The sequence below is a fragment of the Streptomyces sp. NPDC048106 genome (assembly GCF_040706415.1).
Taxonomy (GTDB): domain Bacteria; phylum Actinomycetota; class Actinomycetes; order Streptomycetales; family Streptomycetaceae; genus Streptomyces.
The window spans coordinates 1-19,168 of sequence record NZ_JBEZND010000053.1; the positions used below are offsets into that span (position 1 = coordinate 1).

17 protein-coding genes, 1 tRNA gene and 5 pseudogenes are annotated in these 19,168 nt (G+C 69.6%); 13 read left to right on the forward strand and 10 right to left on the reverse strand.

The features are described from left to right. Positions 1–92: 92 nt before the first annotated feature. The 9 genes and pseudogenes from AB0927_RS35865 to AB0927_RS35905 all read left to right on the forward strand — a co-directional run. Positions 93–427: pseudogene (locus AB0927_RS35865) on the forward strand (glycosyltransferase); the annotation flags it as partial. A gap of 225 nt (positions 428–652) precedes the next feature. Beyond that, positions 653–1,018 (forward strand): hypothetical protein, encoded by a 366-nt coding sequence (locus AB0927_RS35870; RefSeq protein WP_366672020.1) that lies wholly within the window; start codon positions 653–655, stop codon positions 1,016–1,018. A gap of 28 nt (positions 1,019–1,046) precedes the next feature. After that, on the forward strand, positions 1,047–5,294 hold the full coding sequence (locus tag AB0927_RS35875; RefSeq protein WP_366672021.1) for a DUF6531 domain-containing protein: 4,248 nt from the start codon (positions 1,047–1,049) through the stop codon (positions 5,292–5,294). Beyond that, complete coding sequence (locus tag AB0927_RS35880; RefSeq protein WP_366672022.1) at positions 5,291–5,752, forward strand: hypothetical protein; 462 nt, start codon at positions 5,291–5,293, stop codon at positions 5,750–5,752. The genes AB0927_RS35875 and AB0927_RS35880 overlap by 4 nt, the downstream gene beginning before the upstream one ends. Positions 5,753–5,822: 70 nt before the next feature. Continuing rightward, positions 5,823–5,945, forward strand: a pseudogene (locus tag AB0927_RS35885) (transposase); the annotation flags it as partial. Positions 5,946–5,973: 28 nt separating this feature from the next. Next, positions 5,974–6,159, forward strand: coding sequence for a hypothetical protein (locus AB0927_RS35890; protein WP_366672073.1), 186 nt, complete (start codon positions 5,974–5,976; stop codon positions 6,157–6,159). Next, positions 6,147–6,443, forward strand: a complete 297-nt coding sequence (locus AB0927_RS35895) for a hypothetical protein (RefSeq protein ID WP_366672074.1) — start codon at positions 6,147–6,149, stop codon at positions 6,441–6,443. Before AB0927_RS35890 ends, AB0927_RS35895 begins: the two co-directional genes overlap by 13 nt. Continuing rightward, positions 6,440–6,781, forward strand: a pseudogene (locus tag AB0927_RS35900) (DDE-type integrase/transposase/recombinase); the annotation flags it as partial. The gene AB0927_RS35895 and the pseudogene AB0927_RS35900, both read left to right, overlap by 4 nt. Further along, positions 6,751–7,017 (forward strand): integrase core domain-containing protein, encoded by a 267-nt coding sequence (locus AB0927_RS35905; RefSeq protein ID WP_366672068.1) that lies wholly within the window; start codon positions 6,751–6,753, stop codon positions 7,015–7,017. The pseudogene AB0927_RS35900 and the gene AB0927_RS35905, both read left to right, overlap by 31 nt. A 165-nt stretch (positions 7,018–7,182) precedes the next feature. Here AB0927_RS35905 and fdhD read toward each other — a convergent pair whose 3' ends face one another. Next, complete coding sequence (fdhD, locus tag AB0927_RS35910; protein ID WP_366672069.1) at positions 7,183–8,043, reverse strand: formate dehydrogenase accessory sulfurtransferase FdhD; 861 nt, start codon at positions 8,041–8,043, stop codon at positions 7,183–7,185. A 45-nt stretch (positions 8,044–8,088) separates the two neighbouring features. Then, a pseudogene (locus AB0927_RS35915) lies at positions 8,089–8,256 on the reverse strand (Fe-S-binding domain-containing protein); the annotation flags it as partial. Positions 8,257–8,607: 351 nt separating this feature from the next. Between AB0927_RS35915 and AB0927_RS35920 the strand changes: the two are divergent. Together AB0927_RS35920 and AB0927_RS35925 are read left to right on the forward strand one after the other, a co-directional pair. After that, on the forward strand, positions 8,608–9,555 hold the full coding sequence (locus AB0927_RS35920) for a beta-ketoacyl-ACP synthase III (protein WP_366672023.1): 948 nt from the start codon (positions 8,608–8,610) through the stop codon (positions 9,553–9,555). A gap of 138 nt (positions 9,556–9,693) precedes the next feature. Then, on the forward strand, positions 9,694–10,371 hold the full coding sequence (locus AB0927_RS35925) for a GntR family transcriptional regulator (protein ID WP_366672024.1): 678 nt from the start codon (positions 9,694–9,696) through the stop codon (positions 10,369–10,371). Between the two features lie 120 nt (positions 10,372–10,491). Here the strand turns inward: AB0927_RS35925 and AB0927_RS35930 are convergent. Continuing rightward, positions 10,492–10,775 (reverse strand): annotated as a pseudogene (locus AB0927_RS35930) (CoA-binding protein); the annotation flags it as partial. Between the two features lie 155 nt (positions 10,776–10,930). Further along, positions 10,931–11,110, reverse strand: coding sequence for a hypothetical protein (locus AB0927_RS35935; protein ID WP_366672025.1), 180 nt, complete (start codon positions 11,108–11,110; stop codon positions 10,931–10,933). Between the two features lie 230 nt (positions 11,111–11,340). Between AB0927_RS35935 and AB0927_RS35940 the strand changes: the two genes are divergently transcribed. Further along, positions 11,341–11,425 (forward strand) — tRNA-Leu (locus tag AB0927_RS35940). 95 nt (positions 11,426–11,520) lie between these two features. Here the strand turns inward: AB0927_RS35940 and AB0927_RS35945 are convergent. Then, positions 11,521–12,618 (reverse strand): glycoside hydrolase family 18 protein, encoded by a 1,098-nt coding sequence (locus AB0927_RS35945; protein ID WP_366672026.1) that lies wholly within the window; start codon positions 12,616–12,618, stop codon positions 11,521–11,523. Between the two features lie 172 nt (positions 12,619–12,790). On the opposite strand from AB0927_RS35945, the gene AB0927_RS35950 reads away from it, so the two are divergent. Next, on the forward strand, positions 12,791–13,117 hold the full coding sequence (locus tag AB0927_RS35950; protein WP_366672027.1) for a putative quinol monooxygenase: 327 nt from the start codon (positions 12,791–12,793) through the stop codon (positions 13,115–13,117). A gap of 99 nt (positions 13,118–13,216) precedes the next feature. On the opposite strand, the gene AB0927_RS35955 is transcribed toward AB0927_RS35950, so the two are convergent. The 5 genes from AB0927_RS35955 to AB0927_RS35975 all read right to left on the reverse strand — a co-directional run bounded on the left by AB0927_RS35955 (position 13,217) and on the right by AB0927_RS35975 (position 19,088). Then, a complete protein-coding gene (locus tag AB0927_RS35955) occupies positions 13,217–13,501 on the reverse strand; it encodes a hypothetical protein (RefSeq protein ID WP_366672028.1) in 285 nt (94 codons plus the stop codon). A gap of 41 nt (positions 13,502–13,542) precedes the next feature. Then, a complete protein-coding gene (locus AB0927_RS35960; RefSeq protein ID WP_366672029.1) occupies positions 13,543–14,682 on the reverse strand; it encodes a DUF6282 family protein in 1,140 nt (379 codons plus the stop codon). Between the two features lie 61 nt (positions 14,683–14,743). Further along, positions 14,744–16,405, reverse strand: a complete 1,662-nt coding sequence (locus tag AB0927_RS35965) for an MFS transporter (RefSeq protein WP_366672030.1) — start codon at positions 16,403–16,405, stop codon at positions 14,744–14,746. Then, positions 16,399–17,514, reverse strand: a complete 1,116-nt coding sequence (locus AB0927_RS35970) for an alpha-hydroxy acid oxidase (RefSeq protein ID WP_366672031.1) — start codon at positions 17,512–17,514, stop codon at positions 16,399–16,401. The genes AB0927_RS35965 and AB0927_RS35970 overlap by 7 nt, the downstream gene beginning before the upstream one ends. After that, positions 17,511–19,088 (reverse strand): NAD(P)-binding domain-containing protein, encoded by a 1,578-nt coding sequence (locus tag AB0927_RS35975; RefSeq protein ID WP_366672032.1) that lies wholly within the window; start codon positions 19,086–19,088, stop codon positions 17,511–17,513. Before AB0927_RS35975 ends, AB0927_RS35970 begins: the two co-directional genes overlap by 4 nt. Positions 19,089–19,168 lie beyond the last annotated feature (80 nt).

Consider the following 19,168-nt stretch of genomic DNA (forward strand, 5'->3'; position numbering starts at 1 on the left):
CTGCACACCTACAATCACCACCGCGGACACACCGCGCTGAAAGGCCAACCACCCGCCAGCCGCGTCCCCAACCTCACGGGTCAATACACCTAGAGCTCCCCGACGCTCTTGCCCTCGCCGACATCGTGATCTCCCGTAGCGGCGCTGGCACGATCGCCGAGCTGACAGCCATGGGCAAGCCGTCCGTCCTGATCCGCTCGCGACGTCGGCGGGCAACGAGCAAGAGCACAACGCCCTGCACCTTCAGGAGACCGGCGCCGCCGTCGCGCTGCTGCGGGACGCAGTCACGCCCGAGGGACTTTGCTCCGCCGTCGCCCCGCTCATCACCTCACCCGGCGAGCGCCAGCGCATGGCACAGCAGGCCCGCTCCCTGGGACGCCCGGACGCCGCCGACCCCTTGGCGGAGGTGTTGCTGGACGTGGCCACCACTTGCACTCGGGCGTTGCACCTCACACGGGCCGCGTCGCAGCGACTACGGGGACCCGAGGTGCATGCCACCGGAGATCCCGTAGTGGTCGGCGACGGTCGATGCCTTGGCCTGAAGTCACGCCTGGCAGAAGAGCGTTACTCCTCAATTACCCTGGCATGAGTCTTCCTTGAACTTGCCCTCCTAGGGTCGGAAGCCGCAGCTGCGAACGGGGCGGGGGTATCAATGGGCGACGGCAAGGTCCCCGGCAAGGTGCTGGACATCAAGACCGCCGACATCAAGGCAGCGGCGCCGGCCTTCCAGAAGGGCGCCATCGATCTGAGCAAAGCCCTGACCACTCTCATCAAGACCCTGGACGGCCTCGGTGAGCCATGGGGCCACGACAAGCAGGGCAACCAGTTCGGCGGCGTCTACAAGCCCCACCAGAAGAAGATCGAGAGCGCGGCGGGCATCCTGGTGCTCGGCCTGACGAGCATTCACGAGGCCATGGTCGACATGGCCGACGGGCACGTGGACCACGACGAACTCGTCGCCGGCATGTTCACGGAAATCAAGCCCCACAAGCAGAGCGACGGTGCCGGTGAGCATTGAGTCCAAAGCTCGCCACATCCTTCTCGACATGGGCCTGTGGTGGCCGGAGGCCGACGCCGGCAAGCTGCGGGACGCGGCGAAAGCATGGCGTGCGTTCGCCGACTCGGTGGACGACGTCCGTTCCCCGGTGCACCGCAGCGCGTCCGGGATCATCCACAACAACACGGGTGAGTCGATCGAGGCGTTCCGCAAGTTCTGGGGCCGTTACGCCAAGGGCAACGACGGCGGCTGGCTGAGCGACCTGGCGAAGTCCTCGCGGGACATGGCCAGTGCGCTGGACAAGTTCGCCGACGCCATCGACGACGCGATCAACAAACTGTGGACGCGGATCGCCATCGACGCGGCGGTGATCGCGGGTGGTGTGGCGCTGGCCATCATGACGGCGGGCGTCGCCTCCGGGGCGGCGGCAGCTGCGGCGGACGCGGTCATCGAGTTCGGCGCCACGATCGGCGTCGGGGTCTCCGCCGTGGTGGCCGACATCATCGGAGGAGCCTTCGTCGCCGCCGCGTTCGGCGGGGTCGAGTCGGTCACCGTCGACCTCGCCGTGGCCCAGCCGCTGCAGATGGCGACCGGGCTGCAGCACGGCTTCAGCCTGGACGAGGTCAATCAGGCCGCCAAGGACGGCATGATCTTCGGCGGAGCCCTGGGAGCGGGCGGCGACATCCTGAAGGCGAGCATGGAAGGCGGTCTCGCCGACACCACCCCACTGCTGCTGCGCCCGCCGTCGCTCCGCCCCGACCTGGTCGATCTCGGCCCGGCGGCCCGCAACGCCGACGACACGCCGTGCGTGGGCGAGCCGATCGACGTGGCAACCGGCGCGATGCTGATGACCCAGACGGACCTGACCCTGCCAGGCAGCCTGCCGCTTCAGTTCACCCGCACCCACCTCTCCTCCTACCAGGGCGGCGTCTGCTTCGGCGCGACCTGGACATCCACCCTGGACGAGTGCCTCCAGATCGACGGAGAGGGCGTCGTCTTCGCCGCGGCCGACGGCATGCGCCTGGTCTACCCGGTCCCCGAACCGGGCGTACCCACGATGCCGGTGAAGGGCCCGCGCTGGCCGCTTCAGTGGGACGGCAAGCCGGACGGCGCTATGACGGTCACCGACCCGTCGACGGGCGTGACCCGCACCTTCGCCGCCCCCGTCCCGTCCTCCTCCTTCGGTGTCTTCCACCTGGCCCTCGATTCCTGGACCGACCGCAACGGCAACCGCATCGACGTCGAACGCGACGACGAAGGCATCCCGTTCGGCATCCGCCACTCCGGCGGCTACCACGTCGCCGTCGACACCCAGGGCCCCCGCATCACGGCCCTGCGCCTGCTGGACGAGCCGCCCTCCCGCTACCGCCCCGGCGCCGCGCCGGACGAGGGCACGGTCGTGATGCGCTACGGCTACGACGGTTCCGGCAACCTGACCGAGGTCATCAACTCCAGCGGCGAGCCCCTGCGGTTCACCTACGACGCCGAGGGCCGGGTTACCCGCTGGACCGACCGCAACGGCACCTGGTTCGGTTATGTCTATGACGCGCGCGGCCGGGTCGTCCGCACAGAGGGTGTCGACGGCATCCTCTCCGGCAGCCTGACCTACGACGATACCGCCCGCACGACGACCTACACGGACTCGCAGGGTCATGTCTCGGTCCACCGGTACAACGCCGAGGGCCGGGTGGTGGAAGAGACGGATCCGCTCGGGCATGTCACCCGCACGGAATGGGACCAGTACGGGGTTCGGCCACTCGCGGTGACGGACCCGCTGGGCCACACCACGCGGTACACGTGCGACGACGCCGGCAATCTCACCGGCCTCGGTCTCCCCGACGGCACTGCGGCCCGGGCGGAGTACAACGCACTCGGCCTCCCGACCGAGGTGGTCGAGCCAGGAGGGGCGGTCTGGCGGCACACGTACGACGAGCGGGGCAACCTGATGACGACGGTTGACCCGACCGGCGCCGAAACCCGGTACGTGCACGACGATGCGGGCCGTCCGACGGCGATCACGAACGCGCTCGGCTACACCCGAACGGTGGCGTACGACGACGCCGGCGTGCCCATCGCCCTGACGGACGAGCTGGGCCACAAGACAATGGTCCGCCGCGATCCCTTCGGCCGGGTCATCGAGGCGACCGACCCTCTCGGCCACACCACCCGCCTGGGGTGGACCACGGAGGGCAAGCCGGCCTGGCGCGAAATGACCGACGGGACGCGTGAGTCCTGGACTTGGGACGCCGAGGGCAACCTGCTCTGCCATACGGACGTCGCTGGGAAGACAACCCACCATTCGGTGGGCCACTTCGGCGTGCCGGCCACCCGTACCGATCCCGACGGCACGCGGTACGCGTTCGACTACGACACCGAACTCCGTCTGACCTCCGTCACGAACCCGCAGGGCATGACCTGGACGTACACCTATGACGACGCGGGCTGGACGACAGAGGAAACGGACTTCAACGGTCGTACCCTCACCTATACCCGCGATGCTGCTGGCAGCCTGGCCACGCGCACCAACGGCGCCGGACAGACGCTGCGCTTCGTGCGAGACCCGCTCGGCCGGGTAGTGGAACAGCACGCCGACACCGGTGACGTCACCGCCTTCGCCTACGGCTCCGACGGCAACCTGTGCCGTGCGGCAAACGCGGATGCCGAGGTCACACTGGAGCGTGACCCGCTCGGCCGAGTGCTGTCGGAGACCGTGAACGGCCGGACGACCACCTATGTCCACGATGCCATCGGCCGCCGGACCCGACGCACGACACCTTCAGGGCTGGTCTCCGAATGGACCTACGACCTGGCGGGGCACCCGCTCACCCTGCGATCGTCCGATGGCGCGCTGTACTTCTCCCACGACGCTGTCGGCCGTGAGACGCAGCGCAACCTCGGTACGGAGGTGACGCTCACCCAGACGTGGACCGCGGCGGGTCTACTGACCGGGCAGACCCTGACCGCCACCTCCCCTGACCGCCTCCTCCAGCATCGGACGTACTCACACCGAGCCGACGGCTACCTCACCGAAATCCGGGAGCTGACGTCGGGCACCCGTCGTTTCGACCTGGATGGCATGGGCCGCGTCACCCAGACGCGCGCCCACGGCTGGAGCGAGACGTACGCGTACGCCCCAGCGGGCAACCTGACGCACGCCGCGTCGCCTGCCCATGAGACACCCGGTGAGCTGCGGTTCGAGGGCACGCTCGTCCGCTCGGCCGGTCGCACCTCCTATGAGCATGACGGCGAAGGCCGCCTAGTGCGCAGGACCCGCAAGCTTCTGAACGGCCAGACCCGTACCTGGACCTCCACATGGAACGCCGAAGACCGTCTCACGGAGGTGATCGCCCCAGACGGAACTCAGTGGCAGTACGCGTACGACCCGCTCGGGCGACGCATCTCCAAACACCGGGTCGCCGACGACGGCTCCGTGACCGACCGTACGGACTTCGTCTGGGATGACTTGTGCCTGGCCGAGCAGACCACAGCAGACGGCTGGGTGACGGCCTGGGACTACGCGCCGGACAGCCCTCGCCCAGTCGCCCAGACGCTCCACAAACCGACCGCGGCAGCCGCCAGTACGTCGTTCCTGGCGCAGTTGGCAGCGGAATCAGATCCCGAGCGAGGCGCTCAGTTCCACGCCGTCGTCACCGACTCCCTCGGTACGCCCACAGAGCTGGTCTCCGCGACAGGCGATCTGGTCTGGCAGCGTCGTACCAGCCTGTGGGGTACTCCCCTTCCGGCCCCGGACGAAGCGACGTCGCCAGTCGACTGCCCGCTGCGTTTCCCCGGGCAGTACGCCGACCCCGAGACCGGTCTGCACTACAACCTGCACCGGTACTACGATCCCGAGACAGCGCGGTACATCAGCGCGGATCCGCTGGGTCTCGTCCCCGCACCGGATCACCACGCCTATGTACCGAACCCGCTGAGCTGGAGCGACCATCTCGGCCTCGCCGGGAAGGGACCGAAGGGCCCGCTGAATCCCCTGGACTTCGGACAGGGGTACACGGGCCGGGCTGACATCTTCCCAGTGAGCAACAAGGGCATGGACGTGGAAATCCACGTCTACGACAAGTCCATGCGCGAAGTGGGGTTGTTCAACAGCCAGGGATGGTTCAATAAGCACGGCATCAAGGCCTCGGAAGTCGAGGTCCCACCTGGCGTGGAGAATGCCATCAAGGGACGAGTCATCTACGAGTTGCGGAAAGTCGGCCGCATCGGCCCGAAGGGTACCGAAGACATCTCGGGAGACAAGTGGAGGCGACCGCCTCTCGCCGCGGAAGGTTGCAAATGAAGTACGTGACGGCCGTTTGGGACGATGGCGGGTTCTATGTCGATCCGAGGGCCTATCTGGCCGAACTTCCGAAGTTTCGCGATCAGCTGCCGGCCGGGGCAAGGGAATTCGCGTCGGATCCGGCGCATTATGCTCTCGGGCACGGCAATGGCCGCTGCGTCAAGGATCTGGAATTGTCCGGTATTCAAGTAGCCACCGACAAAAGCGGAGGGCTGACCCTGGAATTCGCCCCGAATCAGTGGAAGCACGACGCCGGGCTGCGCATCAGCTACTCAGGCGTGACGCACTTCTCCATCGACTATGAGCACTCCATTGACTGGATGCTGGTCGACACCGTGCTCCTCGACGAGATCCTCCCGGGCGAAGACGGGGGTTGCGTGCACGAGATCGCGCTCACCGACGCGTCGATCACCGTCCGCTGCAAGGACCTGCGAGCCGTTTGGGGAGACGTGGGCTGAGGAGTCAACCGGGATCACTGCACCTCCCCTCCTACCGTGGAGACCGTGACCGGAGGGATAGTTGGGGGTCATGGCATCCAGGAAGCGGATCTACGACGCTGAGTTCCGTGAGGGGGCGGTCCGGATCGTGACGGAGACCGGGAAGCCGATTCCGGAGGTGGCCGAGGATCTGGGTATCCATCCCGGGACGCTGTGCAGCTGGGTCTCGCAGGCCCGGCGCAATGGGTCGCCGTCGTCGGACCGGCCAGTGGCAGAGTCATCTCCTGCTGGTGGCCGGCTGCGGGAGAGTGAGCGGGGCGGAGCTGGAGCGGCTGCGGGCCGAGGCCGGGGAGAAGGACAAGCGCATCCGCGAGCTGGAGATGGAGCGTGATGTGTGCAAGCGATTCGTGGCCTTGTGGGTGAAGTAGCTGAGGCGGACCCGGCCGTGGCGGTCGGGGTGATCAGCAGCTGCAAGGCCGAGGAAGGCATCCCGCATCGGATCGCCTGCCGGGCTCTGGGGGTGCCGGAGTCGTGGTACTGCAAGTGGCGTGACCGGCCGCCGACCGAGCGGGAGATGCGCCGGCAGCACCTGGTGGAGGAGATCGAGGAGATCTTCCGCTGTTCCGGGGGCACCTACGGCTCGCCGAAGGTGTTCATGGAGCTGGTGCGCTGGGGCTGGCGGGCCGGAAGGTCAAGCGCCGCCGGCCGCTGACCAGGCCGGGCAGACGGCCGGCCGCCCCGGATTTCGTCCGCCGGGACTTCACCGCCGAGGAACCGGACCTCGTCTGGGCAGGCGATATGACCGAGATCGACACCGGCGAGGGCAAGCTGTACCTGGCAACGGTGATCGATCTGTTCTCCCGTCGGCTGTTCGGCTACGCGATGGGCGCCCGGCACGACGCCGAGCTGGTGGTGGCCTCACTCCACATGGCCGCGGCCACCCGGGGCGGCGACGTCCGCAGTGTGATCATGCACACGGACAGGGGCAGCGAGCACTGCTCCCGGAAGTTCAAGCGGGCCTGCCGCAAGCTGGGCGTCGTGCAGTCGACGGGCAGAGTCGGGTTTGCTTCGACAACGCCGTCAGCGAGGCGTTCAACAGCGTGCTCAAGGTCGAGTACGTCCACCGGCACGCCTTCCGTACCCGCACCGAGGCCCGCATCAAGATCGCCACCTGGATCACCGACTTCTACAACACCAGGCGGCTCCACAGCGTGTGCGGGTTCAAGAGCCCAATCGATTACGAACGCGAGTATCGAGCCACCCTCGCCGAGGGACTGGCCGCATAGATCGTCTCCACGCTACGGGGGGATTGACAACGTGGCGGACAAGGTCTACCCCGGACGCGCTCCGGGAACGCCGGGCCGGCGTCCCGCATATTCCTCGTTCATCTACTTGATCCTCCTCGCCTCGATCTCGATTTTCGACACCGTCGAGATGGCCTGTCCCAACTTTCAGCACGAGCCCCTGGCCGGAGCCGGCTCCTCCCGCAGGGCGATCCGGTCGTCGCCCGCGTACACGTTCATCGAGCTGCCCCGCAGGAACCCGACGAGCGTCAGGCCGGTCTCCGCCGCGAGGTCCACCGCGAGCGACGAGGGCGCCGACACCGCCGCCAGCACTGGAATCCCGGCCATCACGGCCTTCTGCGCCAGCTCGAACGAGGCCCGGCCGGAGACCAGCAGCACCGTCCGCGACAGGGGCAGCTCACCGTTCTGCAACGCCCGGCCCACCAGCTTGTCGACCGCGTTGTGCCGGCCGACGTCCTCCTTGATGTCGACCAGTTCCCCGTCCTCGGTGAACAGGGCGGCCGCATGCAGGCCCCCGGTGCGGTCGAACACCCGCTGTGCCTCCCGCAGCCGCTCGGGCAGCCCGGCCAGCAGTTCGGGCGTGACGCGCAGACGGGGACTGTCGGCGATCGGCCAGCGGGTGGTCGTACGCACGGCGTCGAGGCTGGCCTTGCCGCACAGCCCGCACGAGGACGAGGTGTAGACGTTCCGCTCCAGGCCGAAATCCGGCAGGGTCACGCCCGGCGCGGTCCGCACGTCGACCACGTTGTAGGTGTTCGAGCCGTCCGCGGTCGCACCCGCGCAGTAGACGATGTTCTGCAGATCGGATGCGGAAGCAAGTACCCCTTCGCTCACCAGGAACCCCGCCGCCAGCGCGAAGTCGTCGCCCGGGGTGCGCATGGTGATCGCGAGCGGCTTGCCGTTCAGCCGGATCTCCAGGGGCTCCTCGGCGACGAGCGTGTCCGGCCGGGTGGAGAGCGCCCCGTCCCGGATGCGGAGGACCTTGCGCCGTTCCGTGACTCGTCCCATGTCCTGATCAGCCCCGGTTCTGTACGTGCTGGTAGCCGAAACGGCCTTGATGCAGAGATTTCCGTGGGTCACCGGATTGTCGTGCGGAGAGGTGACCTTCACGATCTCATTGTCCTGCACATGGAGGGTGAGGTTGCAGCCCACTCCGCAGTAGGCGCACACCGTGGTCGTCTCCGTCTGCCGCGACTCGTCCCAGGTACCCGCCGCCCGCATCGCGAACTCGGTCCGGGACGACAACGCCCCCGTCGGGCACACCTCGATGCGGTTCCCGCAGTACGCACAGGCCGAGTCGGTCAGGGGCGCGTCGTGCTCGACGGCGATCCGCGCGTCGAAGCCGCGCCCGGCGACCGCGAGATCAGCGGCCCGCACGCCGCGAGCGCGTGGACCTTCAGTCCCAGGAAGACGTAGTCCACCGGGCCGAGTCGGCGCAGCGGACGTCCGCGCACCCGCCGTGGGCTGAGGCGAAAGCCGACAAGCCGCATACCCGGTTCTTGTGGCATCGCGTGCCGCCGTACCGGCGAGTCACTGTCCAGACTGTGGATCACGCCAACGAGGGGACGCGTCATGAACGGTTCGCGCATCGCCGCCATCGCCCACTACCAGCCCGCCAAGGTGCTCACCAACGAGGACCTGGCTGGCATGGTCGACACCAGCGACGAGTGGATCCGGACCCGGGTGGGCATCCGCACCCGGCACATCGCCGGTCCCGATGAGCACGTGGACGAACTCGCCGCGCAAGCCGCGGCCAAGGCCCTCGCCGCCGCCGGTCTCGGCCCCGCCGACATCGACCTCGTCCTCGTCGCCACCTCCACCGCGATCGACCGGTCCCCGAACACCGCCGCCCGGGTCGCGGACCGGCTCGGCATCCCGGGCCCCGCTGTCATGGACGTCAACGTGGTGTGCGCCGGCTTCACCCACGCCCTGGCCACCGCCGACCATGCCGTCCGCGCCGGCGCGGCCACCCGTGCCCTGGTCATCGGCGCCGACAAGATGTCCGATGTCACCGACTGGACCGACCGCAGCACCTGCGTCCTCGTCGGCGACGGCGCCGGGGCCGCCGTGGTGGAGGCGTGCGCGCCGGGTGAGGAGCCCGGGATCGGGCCCGTGCTGTGGGGATCGGTGCCCGAAATGGGGAGCGCGGTGCGGATCGAGGGCACGCCGCCGCGGTTCGCGCAGGAGGGCCAGAGCGTCTACCGCTGGGCCACCACCACGCTTCCCGCCATCGCCCGCCGGACCTGCGAGCGGGCCGGGGTCGCCCCCGAGGAACTCGCCGGGGTCGTCCTCCACCAGGCCAACCTGCGCATCATCGAACCGCTCGCCGAGAAGCTCGGCGCCGTCAACGCGGTGATCGCCCGCGATGTCGTCGAATCGGGTAACACCTCCGCCGCCAGCATCCCCCTCGCGCTGTCCAAGCTCGTTGAACAGCGCGCGCTCCAGGGCGGCGACACCGTGCTGCTCTTCGGCTTCGGCGGCAATCTGTCGTACGCCGGCCAGGTCGTGCGCTGTCCGTGACCGCGTTCCCGGGGGGCGAGGGGAACGATTGCCGCTGTCGTCCGGCGCATTGTGAACAGTAGTCTGTAGACGAAAGACGATCGGTGCCGGACGTTCGCGGCGCACAGCCGGGTGCGGCCCGCCGAGAAGGGGACCGTGATGCTGTCTGCCGGACTTCCGCAGGGAAGGGTGCCCAAGCTGGAGCGACCGGGCCCCCTGCGCGACCGCGTCTACGAGGCGCTGCTCGAACTCATCACCACCCGCGCACTCGCCCCCGGCCAGCATCTCGTGGAGAGCGAGCTCGCCGGCCAGCTGGGTGTCTCCCGGCAGCCGGTGCGCGAGGCACTTCAGCGGCTCAGCACCGACGGCTGGGTCGATCTGCGGCCCGCGCAGGGCGCGTTCGTGCACGAGCCGACCGAGGAGGAGGCCGACCAACTCCTCATGGTCCGCACCCTGCTGGAGGCCGAGGCGGCCCGGCTGGCCGCCCGCAACGCCGACCAGAACGGCATCGACGCCCTCTGCGAGATCCTGGAGCAGGGCCGGCGCGCCGTGGAGGCCGACGACGTCGCCCAGGCCGTGGCGCTCAACGCCGCCTTCCACGCCAAGATCATGGAGCTGGCCTGCAACGCCGTACTCGCCGAGCTCGCCGCCCAGGTCGACCGCCGTGTCCGCTGGTACTACACGCCCGTGGCCCGCCGGCGCGGCGACGCTTCCTGGAACGAGCACAGCCAGTTGGTCTTCGCGATCGTCAGGCACGACGAGCAGGAGGCCATGCGCCTGATGCGCGACCACACCGAGCACACCCGCCGGCTGTACCACGCCCGAGCCGAATCCTGAGGCGACCCCGCCCGCGCCGCTGAGCCGGCGGGGCTGCGCGGCACCGCCGCCTGGCACGCCGGACGGGGAGGGACCGGACGCAGACCCGTCCCTCCCCGCCTCGCCGGTGCACGATGTCAGGAGCATGTCGTTCAGGCCCGGTGCCCGGATCAGCCCGGCCTGCCGCAGTATGTCGTCGTACACCGCGTCGTCGCCCGCGAGCGCGCCGGTGTGCGAACCGGCTGCCCGCGCGCCCGCAGTACGGCCCGCCTTCAGCACCACCACCGGCTTCTTCGGCACGGTCGCCCGCGCCGCCTCGACGAACGCCCGCCCGTCCTTAAGGTCCTCCAGGTGCATGGCGATGCACTCGGTGTGCGGGTCCTCGGCGAACCAGGTGAGCAGGCGTCCTCGTCCAGGTCGGACCGCCTACCAGGATCTTGCGCTGTCCGCTGTCAATCGCTCGCAGCCGCCCGTCAGGCCTGCGAGCGCGCCCGCATTCCCCCGAGGACCTCGCGGGCCCCCTCCGCGCCGGCGCCCCGGTCCTCCTGTCGTGAGGTACCGGGGCGCGGGGGTGGGCCTCTCAGATGAAGATGAAGAACAGGACCAGAATCACCGCCGCCAGCACGAGCCACCACAGCCACAGGCTTCGTGGCCCGGTTGCGGTGTCGTGGTCCTCGGGGCCTCCGCCGCGCGGTCGGTCCTCGGCGAGCTGCGGATTCTCCGGACGGTCCTTGGAGTAGAAGTCGTCGCCACCTGCCATGGGTCTTCCTCCTTCCCTGGCCGCGCCCGAGTACCCGAGCCGAGACCCGCGCTCACGCGGCCGGCGATTCTCACGCTGCGTGCGTGCACTTTCGCCCTGCGTGCGCGTAGGGGATCCGCCTGGAGCCCGGCCCGCACCGGCGGAATACGCAGGTGAAACCCACTCCGAAACCTTGGTATTGTTGTCCATGTCGCCGCGGGGGAAGCCCTCCGCAAGGCGGCAGACACCTAGTCCGGGTGGCGGAATGGCAGACGCGCTAGCTTGAGGTGCTAGTGCCCTTTATCGGGCGTGGGGGTTCAAGTCCCCCCTCGGACACGGCAACCGTATGACGGTACGGTGACGAGGGCCTCGACCTTATGGTCGGGGCCCTCGTCGTGTGTCCTGCCTTCGCCCGGTGCCGGTTCTCCCGTTCAGCTCTGCCGAAGCGCAGGCATGGGGAGGGGGATGTTGAAGGAGGTCGCACCTGCTCCCACGCCGTTTTCGCAGGTGTTGGGCGGGGTGGTGGTCGCTCCGCGGGTGGAGGGGCGCTCCGCGGCCCAGAACATGTAGCCGAGCAGCCCGTTCGTGGTGCCGGCACCCGCGGGAGCGGCGTTCTGGGTCCATGTGCTGGTGGAATTCTGCAGGGACGCCGCGAAGTCGTTGCACTCAGGCGGGACTTTGGAGCCTTCGGCGATGTAGAGGCTTCCGGTGAACTTGGCGGGCGCCAGGGGTGGGATGGGCGGGTCGTAGTTCGACTTGCCGGTGATGTGTTCCTGCCAGTTGGACTCGGCGCTGTCCGTGGCGGGCTGCCTGCTGGGCACCATGGCGTTGGCGTAGTCCAGGACCGGGTCGGTGGTGGTGAGCCAGTGGGCGGTCGCGTACTGGTCCAGGGCGATGAGCCAGCGGTCTCCGGCCGCGACGTCGATGGTGAGGCGTGCCGTGGGGTCCTGGCCGCCGGCGTCGTAGGGGTGAGCCGCACGATAGGCGCTGATGAACGACTGCAGTCCGGTGATGTTCGGGTTCGAGCTCTGCTCGTAGTCGATTTCGATGCCGACACCGAGGCGGGTGGCGAGGGCGGCGGCCTTCTGTCCCAGCAGGGTGGGATTCTGGGCGAGCGCGGTGTTCCAGTCGTCGGTGTACGTGATGCCGCCGATGGAGAGCATGACGCGGACACCGTGGCTGGTGAAGTAGTCGACCACGGCCTGGTTCATCCCCACGGGAACGCCGGCGGCGTTGCCGCTGTCGGTGGTGCCGTTGAGCAGGGTGAGCGGATTGACGAAGCTGAGGACCACGAGGTTCACCGACGGGCGCCCGTCACCGCGGTCGATCAGCCAGTGGTTGTTCCGGTCGAAGTCGTTCATGTCCCGGACCGTCGCCCAGGTGCAGGCGTCGTCGCTGCAGTGCCAGGCACCGTAGACCTGCGGCGGCGTGCCGGCCGCGGCGGTCGCGGACGACGCGCTGGGCACGAAGGCCGCGGCGGCCAGCAGCGCGGCACTGATCACATAGGACTTGGTTCTTCCCAACGGCATACGCATGAGCCCTCCTGGCGGTCTGGCAGCACTATGGGGAACGCAACCTTCACAACGTGAAGACTTGTCGGGCTCCTGTCAAGTGGCTCGGATCATCCGCGCCGTCGGCCAGGTGATCACGAAACGGTCGTCCTAGGATGAGTGAAGATCAAATGCGATCAGGGAGCGTGAAATGATCTTCATCACGGCAAAGTTCCGAATCAAGCCGGAGTACGCGGAGAGGTGGCCCGAGATCTCGCGCGAGTTCACGGAGGCCACGCGCGGTGAGCCCGGCTGTCTGTGGTTCGACTGGTCGCGCAGTCTCGACGATCCGACCGAGTACGTGCTGGTCGAGGCGTTCCGGGACGGTGACGCCGGTGCCGCGCATGTCCAGTCCGACCACTTCAAGTCGGCACAGCAGACCCTGCCGCCCCACCTGGTCGAGACGCCGCGCATCGTCAACGCGGTCCTGGAGCAGGACGACTGGTCCCTGCTCGGGGAAATGGCCGTCCAGGGCTGACGGAGCCGCGGAGGGGCAGGGCTCGTACGACGTGGCCCGGACGACGACGAGCGCCGGGGCCGGCGCACGAGAGGTACGTTCACCGGTGCCCGACGCCGGTCAGTACCGGCGCGCGAGAACGCGTAGCGTCCTGCCCAGCGGCGGGTTCACGGAGCCGTGCAGCACCCCGGCGCCCCGGGCGAGCACGGCCTCCGCCGTGAGCAGTTCGATCTCCACCAGCGCACCCGCGAGCCGTCGGCCGTCGGCGGAGGTCAGCGCCGGGAGTTCCCGTGCGGCCAGCAAGGCCGCGCGTGCGGTGGTGACCTGCTCGGCCATCAGCGCTTCCAGGGCCGAGCCGCCGACGCCGGCCGCCATGCCGTCCACGGTGACCCCGAACCGTTCCATCGCGTCGCGTGGCCGGTGATTGGCCGGATGGTGTGCCGCGCTCACCGGGCGCCCATCAGTACGCCGGGGTTGACCACGCACACCTGGTGCGCCTGTTCCGCGCTGAGCCCGAACGCCCGCATGTGGGCCCGCACCAGCCGCATGGCCTCCACGGTGTGGGGGAACAGCGGCTCGCCGGCGTCGCTGGACAGGGTGACGTGGTCGGTGCCCAGCTCCAGGATGGCCGCGGCCATGTCCGCGGGATTGACGCCGAGCAGCGGGGAGATCTCGTCGTAGGTGAAGTTCATGTAGATGCCCGACGACGTCAGCTCCCGCATCTCGGCCACCGACAGGTCGATGAACGGGCTGAAGGGATGGTCCACCACCGCCTTGGTGATGTTCAGCTCGCGCACCACCTCGGCCATGGCGAAGATCTCCTCGTGGGTGGCGTGCCCGAAGGAGATCATCACGTCGTGGTCGGCGGCCATGCGGAAGACCTCCTTGTACTCGGGTTTGAGCCGGCCGTGCCCGTCGAGGGTGTGCTCGCCGACCTTGAGCGCCTGCTCCCAGGGCAGCGGGGCGCTCCACTCGTCCGGGTCGGTGCTGCCGCCCCACCAGATCGGCGGTCCGCCGACCTTGCTGAGCGTGTTGGCGCTGCGGAACACCGGCATCCACACTGCCCTGACGCCGTCCGCCAGTTGGGTGCGGGCGGCCTGGAGCATCGGCAGCCCCTTGGTGAAGCTGGTGATCCAGCCCGCCCACAGGCTGATCGGTTCGACGCCGGTCTCCTCGCACCAGCGCCGCAGGTCGGCGTCCACTTCGCGGATCACCCCGGCGGGGCCCGCGACGTCCGGGCGCCGCATGCCCGGACTGCTCTTGAACAGCAGTCCGCCCATGCCGCTGGCGGCGGCCGTCCGGGCCACGGCCAGAGCGTCCTGCTGGCCCTCGTGGGCGTGGCAGTGAATGTCGATCGCACCCTCCACACCGTGCACGGCCGGCGGGTCCAGGGGCGTGTCGCGGTAGCCCATCCGTGCCCGGTAGGCGCCCAGGAAACGGTCGTGGGGGGCCTGGCCGGCGCGGCGGAGCCGGGCCTCGGCGAGCAGTGCCTTGTCCGCGTCTTTGCTCGCGTCTTTGCTCGCGTCTTTGTCGGCGTCCTTGTCGGCGTCCTTGTCCGTGTCCTTGTTCGCGGCGATGTCATCCATGGACGTCGTTCGCCTTTCCGTGCGTCGTACGGCGTAGGGGTGGACGGGAGCGGCCGGGTACTCAGGTGTCGGCCGGGGCCTGGACGATCCCGGCCCGCCCGAGCGGTACGGTCGCCTCGACCAGCGGCCTGCCCCGGGTCTCGGTGCCGTACCGCCACAGCACCAGCCCGGCCGCGACCAGCGGTACGGCGCTCACCAGGGCCAGGCCCTCCAGGCGTGGTGCCGAGCTGAGCAGCAGCGGTCCGAACAGGCCACCCGCCTTGCCGGCGGCCGCGGCGACGCCACTGCCGGTGGCGCGCAGCGCCGTCGGGTAGACCTCGGTGGCGTACGGCGCCAGCAGCGCGACCATGCCGCCGGAGGCGATGAGCAGCAGCGCGGTGAGCACCACCATGGTGCCGCCGTGGCCGGCGCGCTCCGGGCGCAGCACCGCGTACCCGACCAGGACCAGGGCCGTGACGGCGGCGTAGAGACACATCGCCTTCCTGCTGCTCCACCGCGCGTACAGGGCGGCGGCGATCGCGGTGGCGGGCACCGCGAGGGCGGAGGAGACGAAGAGCAGACGGCCGGCCCGGGTGCCCGAGCCGGCCGAGGTGAGGAAGCTGGGCAGGAAGGTGATGAAGCCCCAGTTGACGAGGCCCCAGCTCACGCCGAAGAGCACGATCACCCAGGTCTGGAGGCGGTACCGGGCCGACACCAGCTGGATGAACCGGCGCCGGCGCGCGACCGCAGCGACCGGCGTCCCCGTGCCGGTGCCGACGTCGGCGCCCGTGGCCGTGTCCCCGGTGCCGCCCGCGACCGCGGGCACCGCCCGGATCCCGTAGAGCGCCATCACCCGGGCCGCCTCCTCCTGCTGCCCGGTCTCGATGAGGAAGCGGGGCGACTCGGGGATCCACCGGCGCAGCACCACCAGCAGCAGACCGGTCGGCAGCCCCAGCAGCCACAGGGCCCGCCAGCTGTAGTGCGGGACGAGCAGCGTCGAGCAGCCGCTCGCCACGAGGTAGCCCGCGGCGGCGCTGAACCCGCTTTGCGCCACCATGATCCAGCCGCGCCGCCGGGCCGGCACCGACTCCGACATCAGCGAGTACACCGTGGGCAGCATGCCGCCCGCGGCCATCCCCATCAGGGCGCACATCGCCAGGTTCCAGCCGAACGACGGCATGAAACCGCAGACGGACGTGGCCACGTACATGAGTGCCGACAACAGGATCGTCGAGCGGCGGCCGTAGAGATCGGCCAGCCGGCCCCACAGCAGCGAGCCCACGATGGTGCCGCCGATGGCGACCAGCGGCAGCAGGGACGCCTCCCCGCTGGTCAGCCCGTACTCCTGGCGCATGCCGGGGACCGCGAACCCGAGCGAGGCGGGCTTCATGGTGTCCACCACCAGGGCCACGGACAGCACCGTCACCAGGGCCCGGTGGGCACGGGTGAAGCCGGCGCCGTCCAGGGCGGCGTAGCGGGTGGCGTGGACTTTCCAGGCGCGGGCGACGGTCCGCTTCCCGGCGGGCAGCAGACTCCAGGCGGCGGCGCCCAGGCCCAGAGTGATCAGCACCATGCCGGTGGTCATGGCCGGGCCCATGCCCATGCCCGCCATCGCGAAGTGGTCGTCGCGCATCATCCAGTACGAGGGCGCGTGCAACACCACACCGACCACGACCAGCAGGGAGCCGGCGGCGAAGACCACGCGGCGCGACACGCGGCCATCGGCCGGGGCGGAACTCACCATCCCGGATCCTCTCGGACGATCATGTCCCGGCCCAGCTCGGCGGGGCCGGCGCAGCCGCACAGGGTCAGGGTGTGGGCCAGCTCGTCCCGCAGGATGCCCAGCACCCGTTCCACCCCCCGCTGGCCGCCGACCGTCAGGCCCCACACCACCGGGCGTCCCACGGCGACCGCGGCCGCGCCCAGGGCCAGCGCCTTGGCGATGTCGCTGCCGCGCCGGACGCCCCCGTCGAGTAGTACAGGAATCCGGCCGTCCACCGCGTCGAGCACGCGGGGCAACTGGGTGACAGTGGCGGGAGTGGTGTCGAGCTGCCGCCCGCCGTGGTTGGAGACGATCACCGCGTCCAGGCCCAGATCGGCCGCGATCCGGGCGTCCTCGGGGTGCAGTACGCCCTTGATGACGATCGGCAGCCCGGTCATCGCGCGCAGCCGCCGCACGTGGTCCCAGGACAGCTCCGGTGAGAGGTCCACCTGCCGGACGTGCCCGGGTTCGTCGGCGCGCAGGGAACGCAGGTTCTCGCACACCACACCGGGCGGCAGGTCGTGGAAGTCGTTGCGGTCGTTGCGCACATGGCGGCCCAGCGCCGGGGAGTCGGCGGTGACGACCAGGGCGGTGCAGCCGGCGTCCTCGGCGCGCCGCACCAGTGCCTCGGTGAACCCCATGTCGCGCTGGACGTAGAGCTGGAACCACAGGTGCGCGTCGGCGGCCGTCTTACGGGCCTCGGCGGCTATCTCCTCGACGGCCACGGTGGACAGCATCGCCGCGACCATGATCGCCCCGGCGCAGGCGGCGGCGCGGGCGGTCGCGCGCTCGGCGTCGGGGTGCGCCAGCCGGTGGAAGGCGGTCGGGGCGAGTATGACCGGCATCGACGCGCGGTGGCCGAGCAGGTCGGTGGCCAGGTCGGGCAGGCCGCGCCCGCGCAGGACCCGCGGCACCAGCGCCAGTCGTGCGAAAGCGGCCTCGTTGGCGCGCAGGGTGATCTCGTCGTGGGCGCCGCCGGCGAAGTAGTCGTAGTGGACCGGGTCCAGCAGCTCCCGGGCGAGCGGTTCGTACTCGCGCACGCTCAGGGGCCCCGGCTGCGGTGGCGGGGCCTTCGAGGGGGTGGTGGTCACCGCTCACCGCCCGTCGCGACGGGACTGTCCAGCACATCGGTCAGGTACTCCACCAGCGGCTTGACGTGCACCACCGGGTCGGTCCACTCGTTGTCGAGGTTCTCCTTGATCCGGTGCTCGGAGACCACCTCGCCGCGGTGGAAGCGGCGTACCACCGGGTGCAGGTACCGGTCGTCGTGCTGGTGCTCCTGCTCCCAGGCCCGGCCCGCCGCGATGTCGAAGGGGTCCAGCTCGTCGTGGCCGGGGAAGTACTCGAAGGTGAGGGTGAGGTAGCTGTCGTGCTGCCCGAAGTCCGAGTCGTGCAGGTAGTCCACCGGCATCTCCTCGTAGTGGCGGACGCCGTCCCCGTCCACCGTGAGCAGGTCGCACAGGAACGTGAACTGCTGCCAGAGGGCGGAGGTGGTGGCCAGGCGGGCCAGTACGGCGTCCGCCAGCCGGGCCGGATCGGACGGCAGCGCCCGGTGCGGCCACTCGGTGTGCTCGTAGCGGCGGTCCAGTATCCGGGTCAGAGCGCGCACCCCGTAGCGGAAGCCGTGGATGAAGGCGCTGGTGTACTTCTTGAAGTCGCGGACCTGGGTGAGCGTGCCCGCGACGTACAGGTCGGGGACGTTGACCGATTCCCAGGAGGACGTCAGCGCCGGGAACCGGTCCTTGATGGCCAGTTCGGGCCGGCACCGCGGGGCGAAGATCGAGGCGTCCATCGCGAAGCCGGTGCAGGTGAGCACCCGGTCGTAGCGGAAACGGACGGTCTCGTCGCGGCGCAGGTAGGTCAGCGTGACCTCGTAACCGCCCTCCGGCAGCTTCTCGACGCGGTCCACGGTGGCGTCCAGCACCGAGTTCTGGGCCTTGAGCTGGTAGGTGTCGAGGAAGTTGCTGTTGACCGCCCGTAAGTGGCCGATGAAGTGCGTCTTCCAGGCGAGTTTGATGGAACTGGGGCCGAGGACGTGGATGACGGCGGCGCGTTCGGTGAGGTGGTCGGCGGTCTCGAATCCCGAGTTGCCCTTGCCGATGACCAGCACCCGCTGGTCGGTGAAGCTGTCCCGGTCCAGCGTCATGTCCGCGTACGACTCGGCGGTCTCGATGCCGGGGATCGGCGGGACGTACGGGCGCGAGAAGCCGGTGGCGATCACCACGCGCCTGGCGGTGCGCACGGTGCCGTGCTCGTCGGTGACCCTGAACGGACCGCGCTCGCCGTCACGGGTGACCTCGGTGACCCGGGTGTCGTACCGTATGTCCAGTTCGTGATGGTCGGCGAAGTCGGCGAGATAGCGCAGGTAGTCGTCGGCGTGCGGGAAGTAGCGGTCGGTGTACCGCGTGAACCGCGGCATGTCGTCGTCGCCGAGCAGCGAGTTCCAGTCCACCCGCAGCTTCTGGTCCGGGTCGTCGAACCCGCAGTACGGCTTGTTGATCGAGATCATCTGACGGTGCCGCGGGAACGTCCGGTAGAACGCCCCCGGTACGGAACCCGCCTCCAGGACGAGGTGGTCGCGGTGCGCCCGCTTGAGGAAGTAGGCGAGCTGCACGCCGGCGGGTCCGGCGCCGATCACGAGGTAGTCCAATGTCTTCTGCGTCAATTCGGTCTCCACAGAGGCTCGTTGAGGCATGAGGCATGAGGCATGACGTGCGAGGTGTGAGGCCGGGAGGGGAGGGCGCG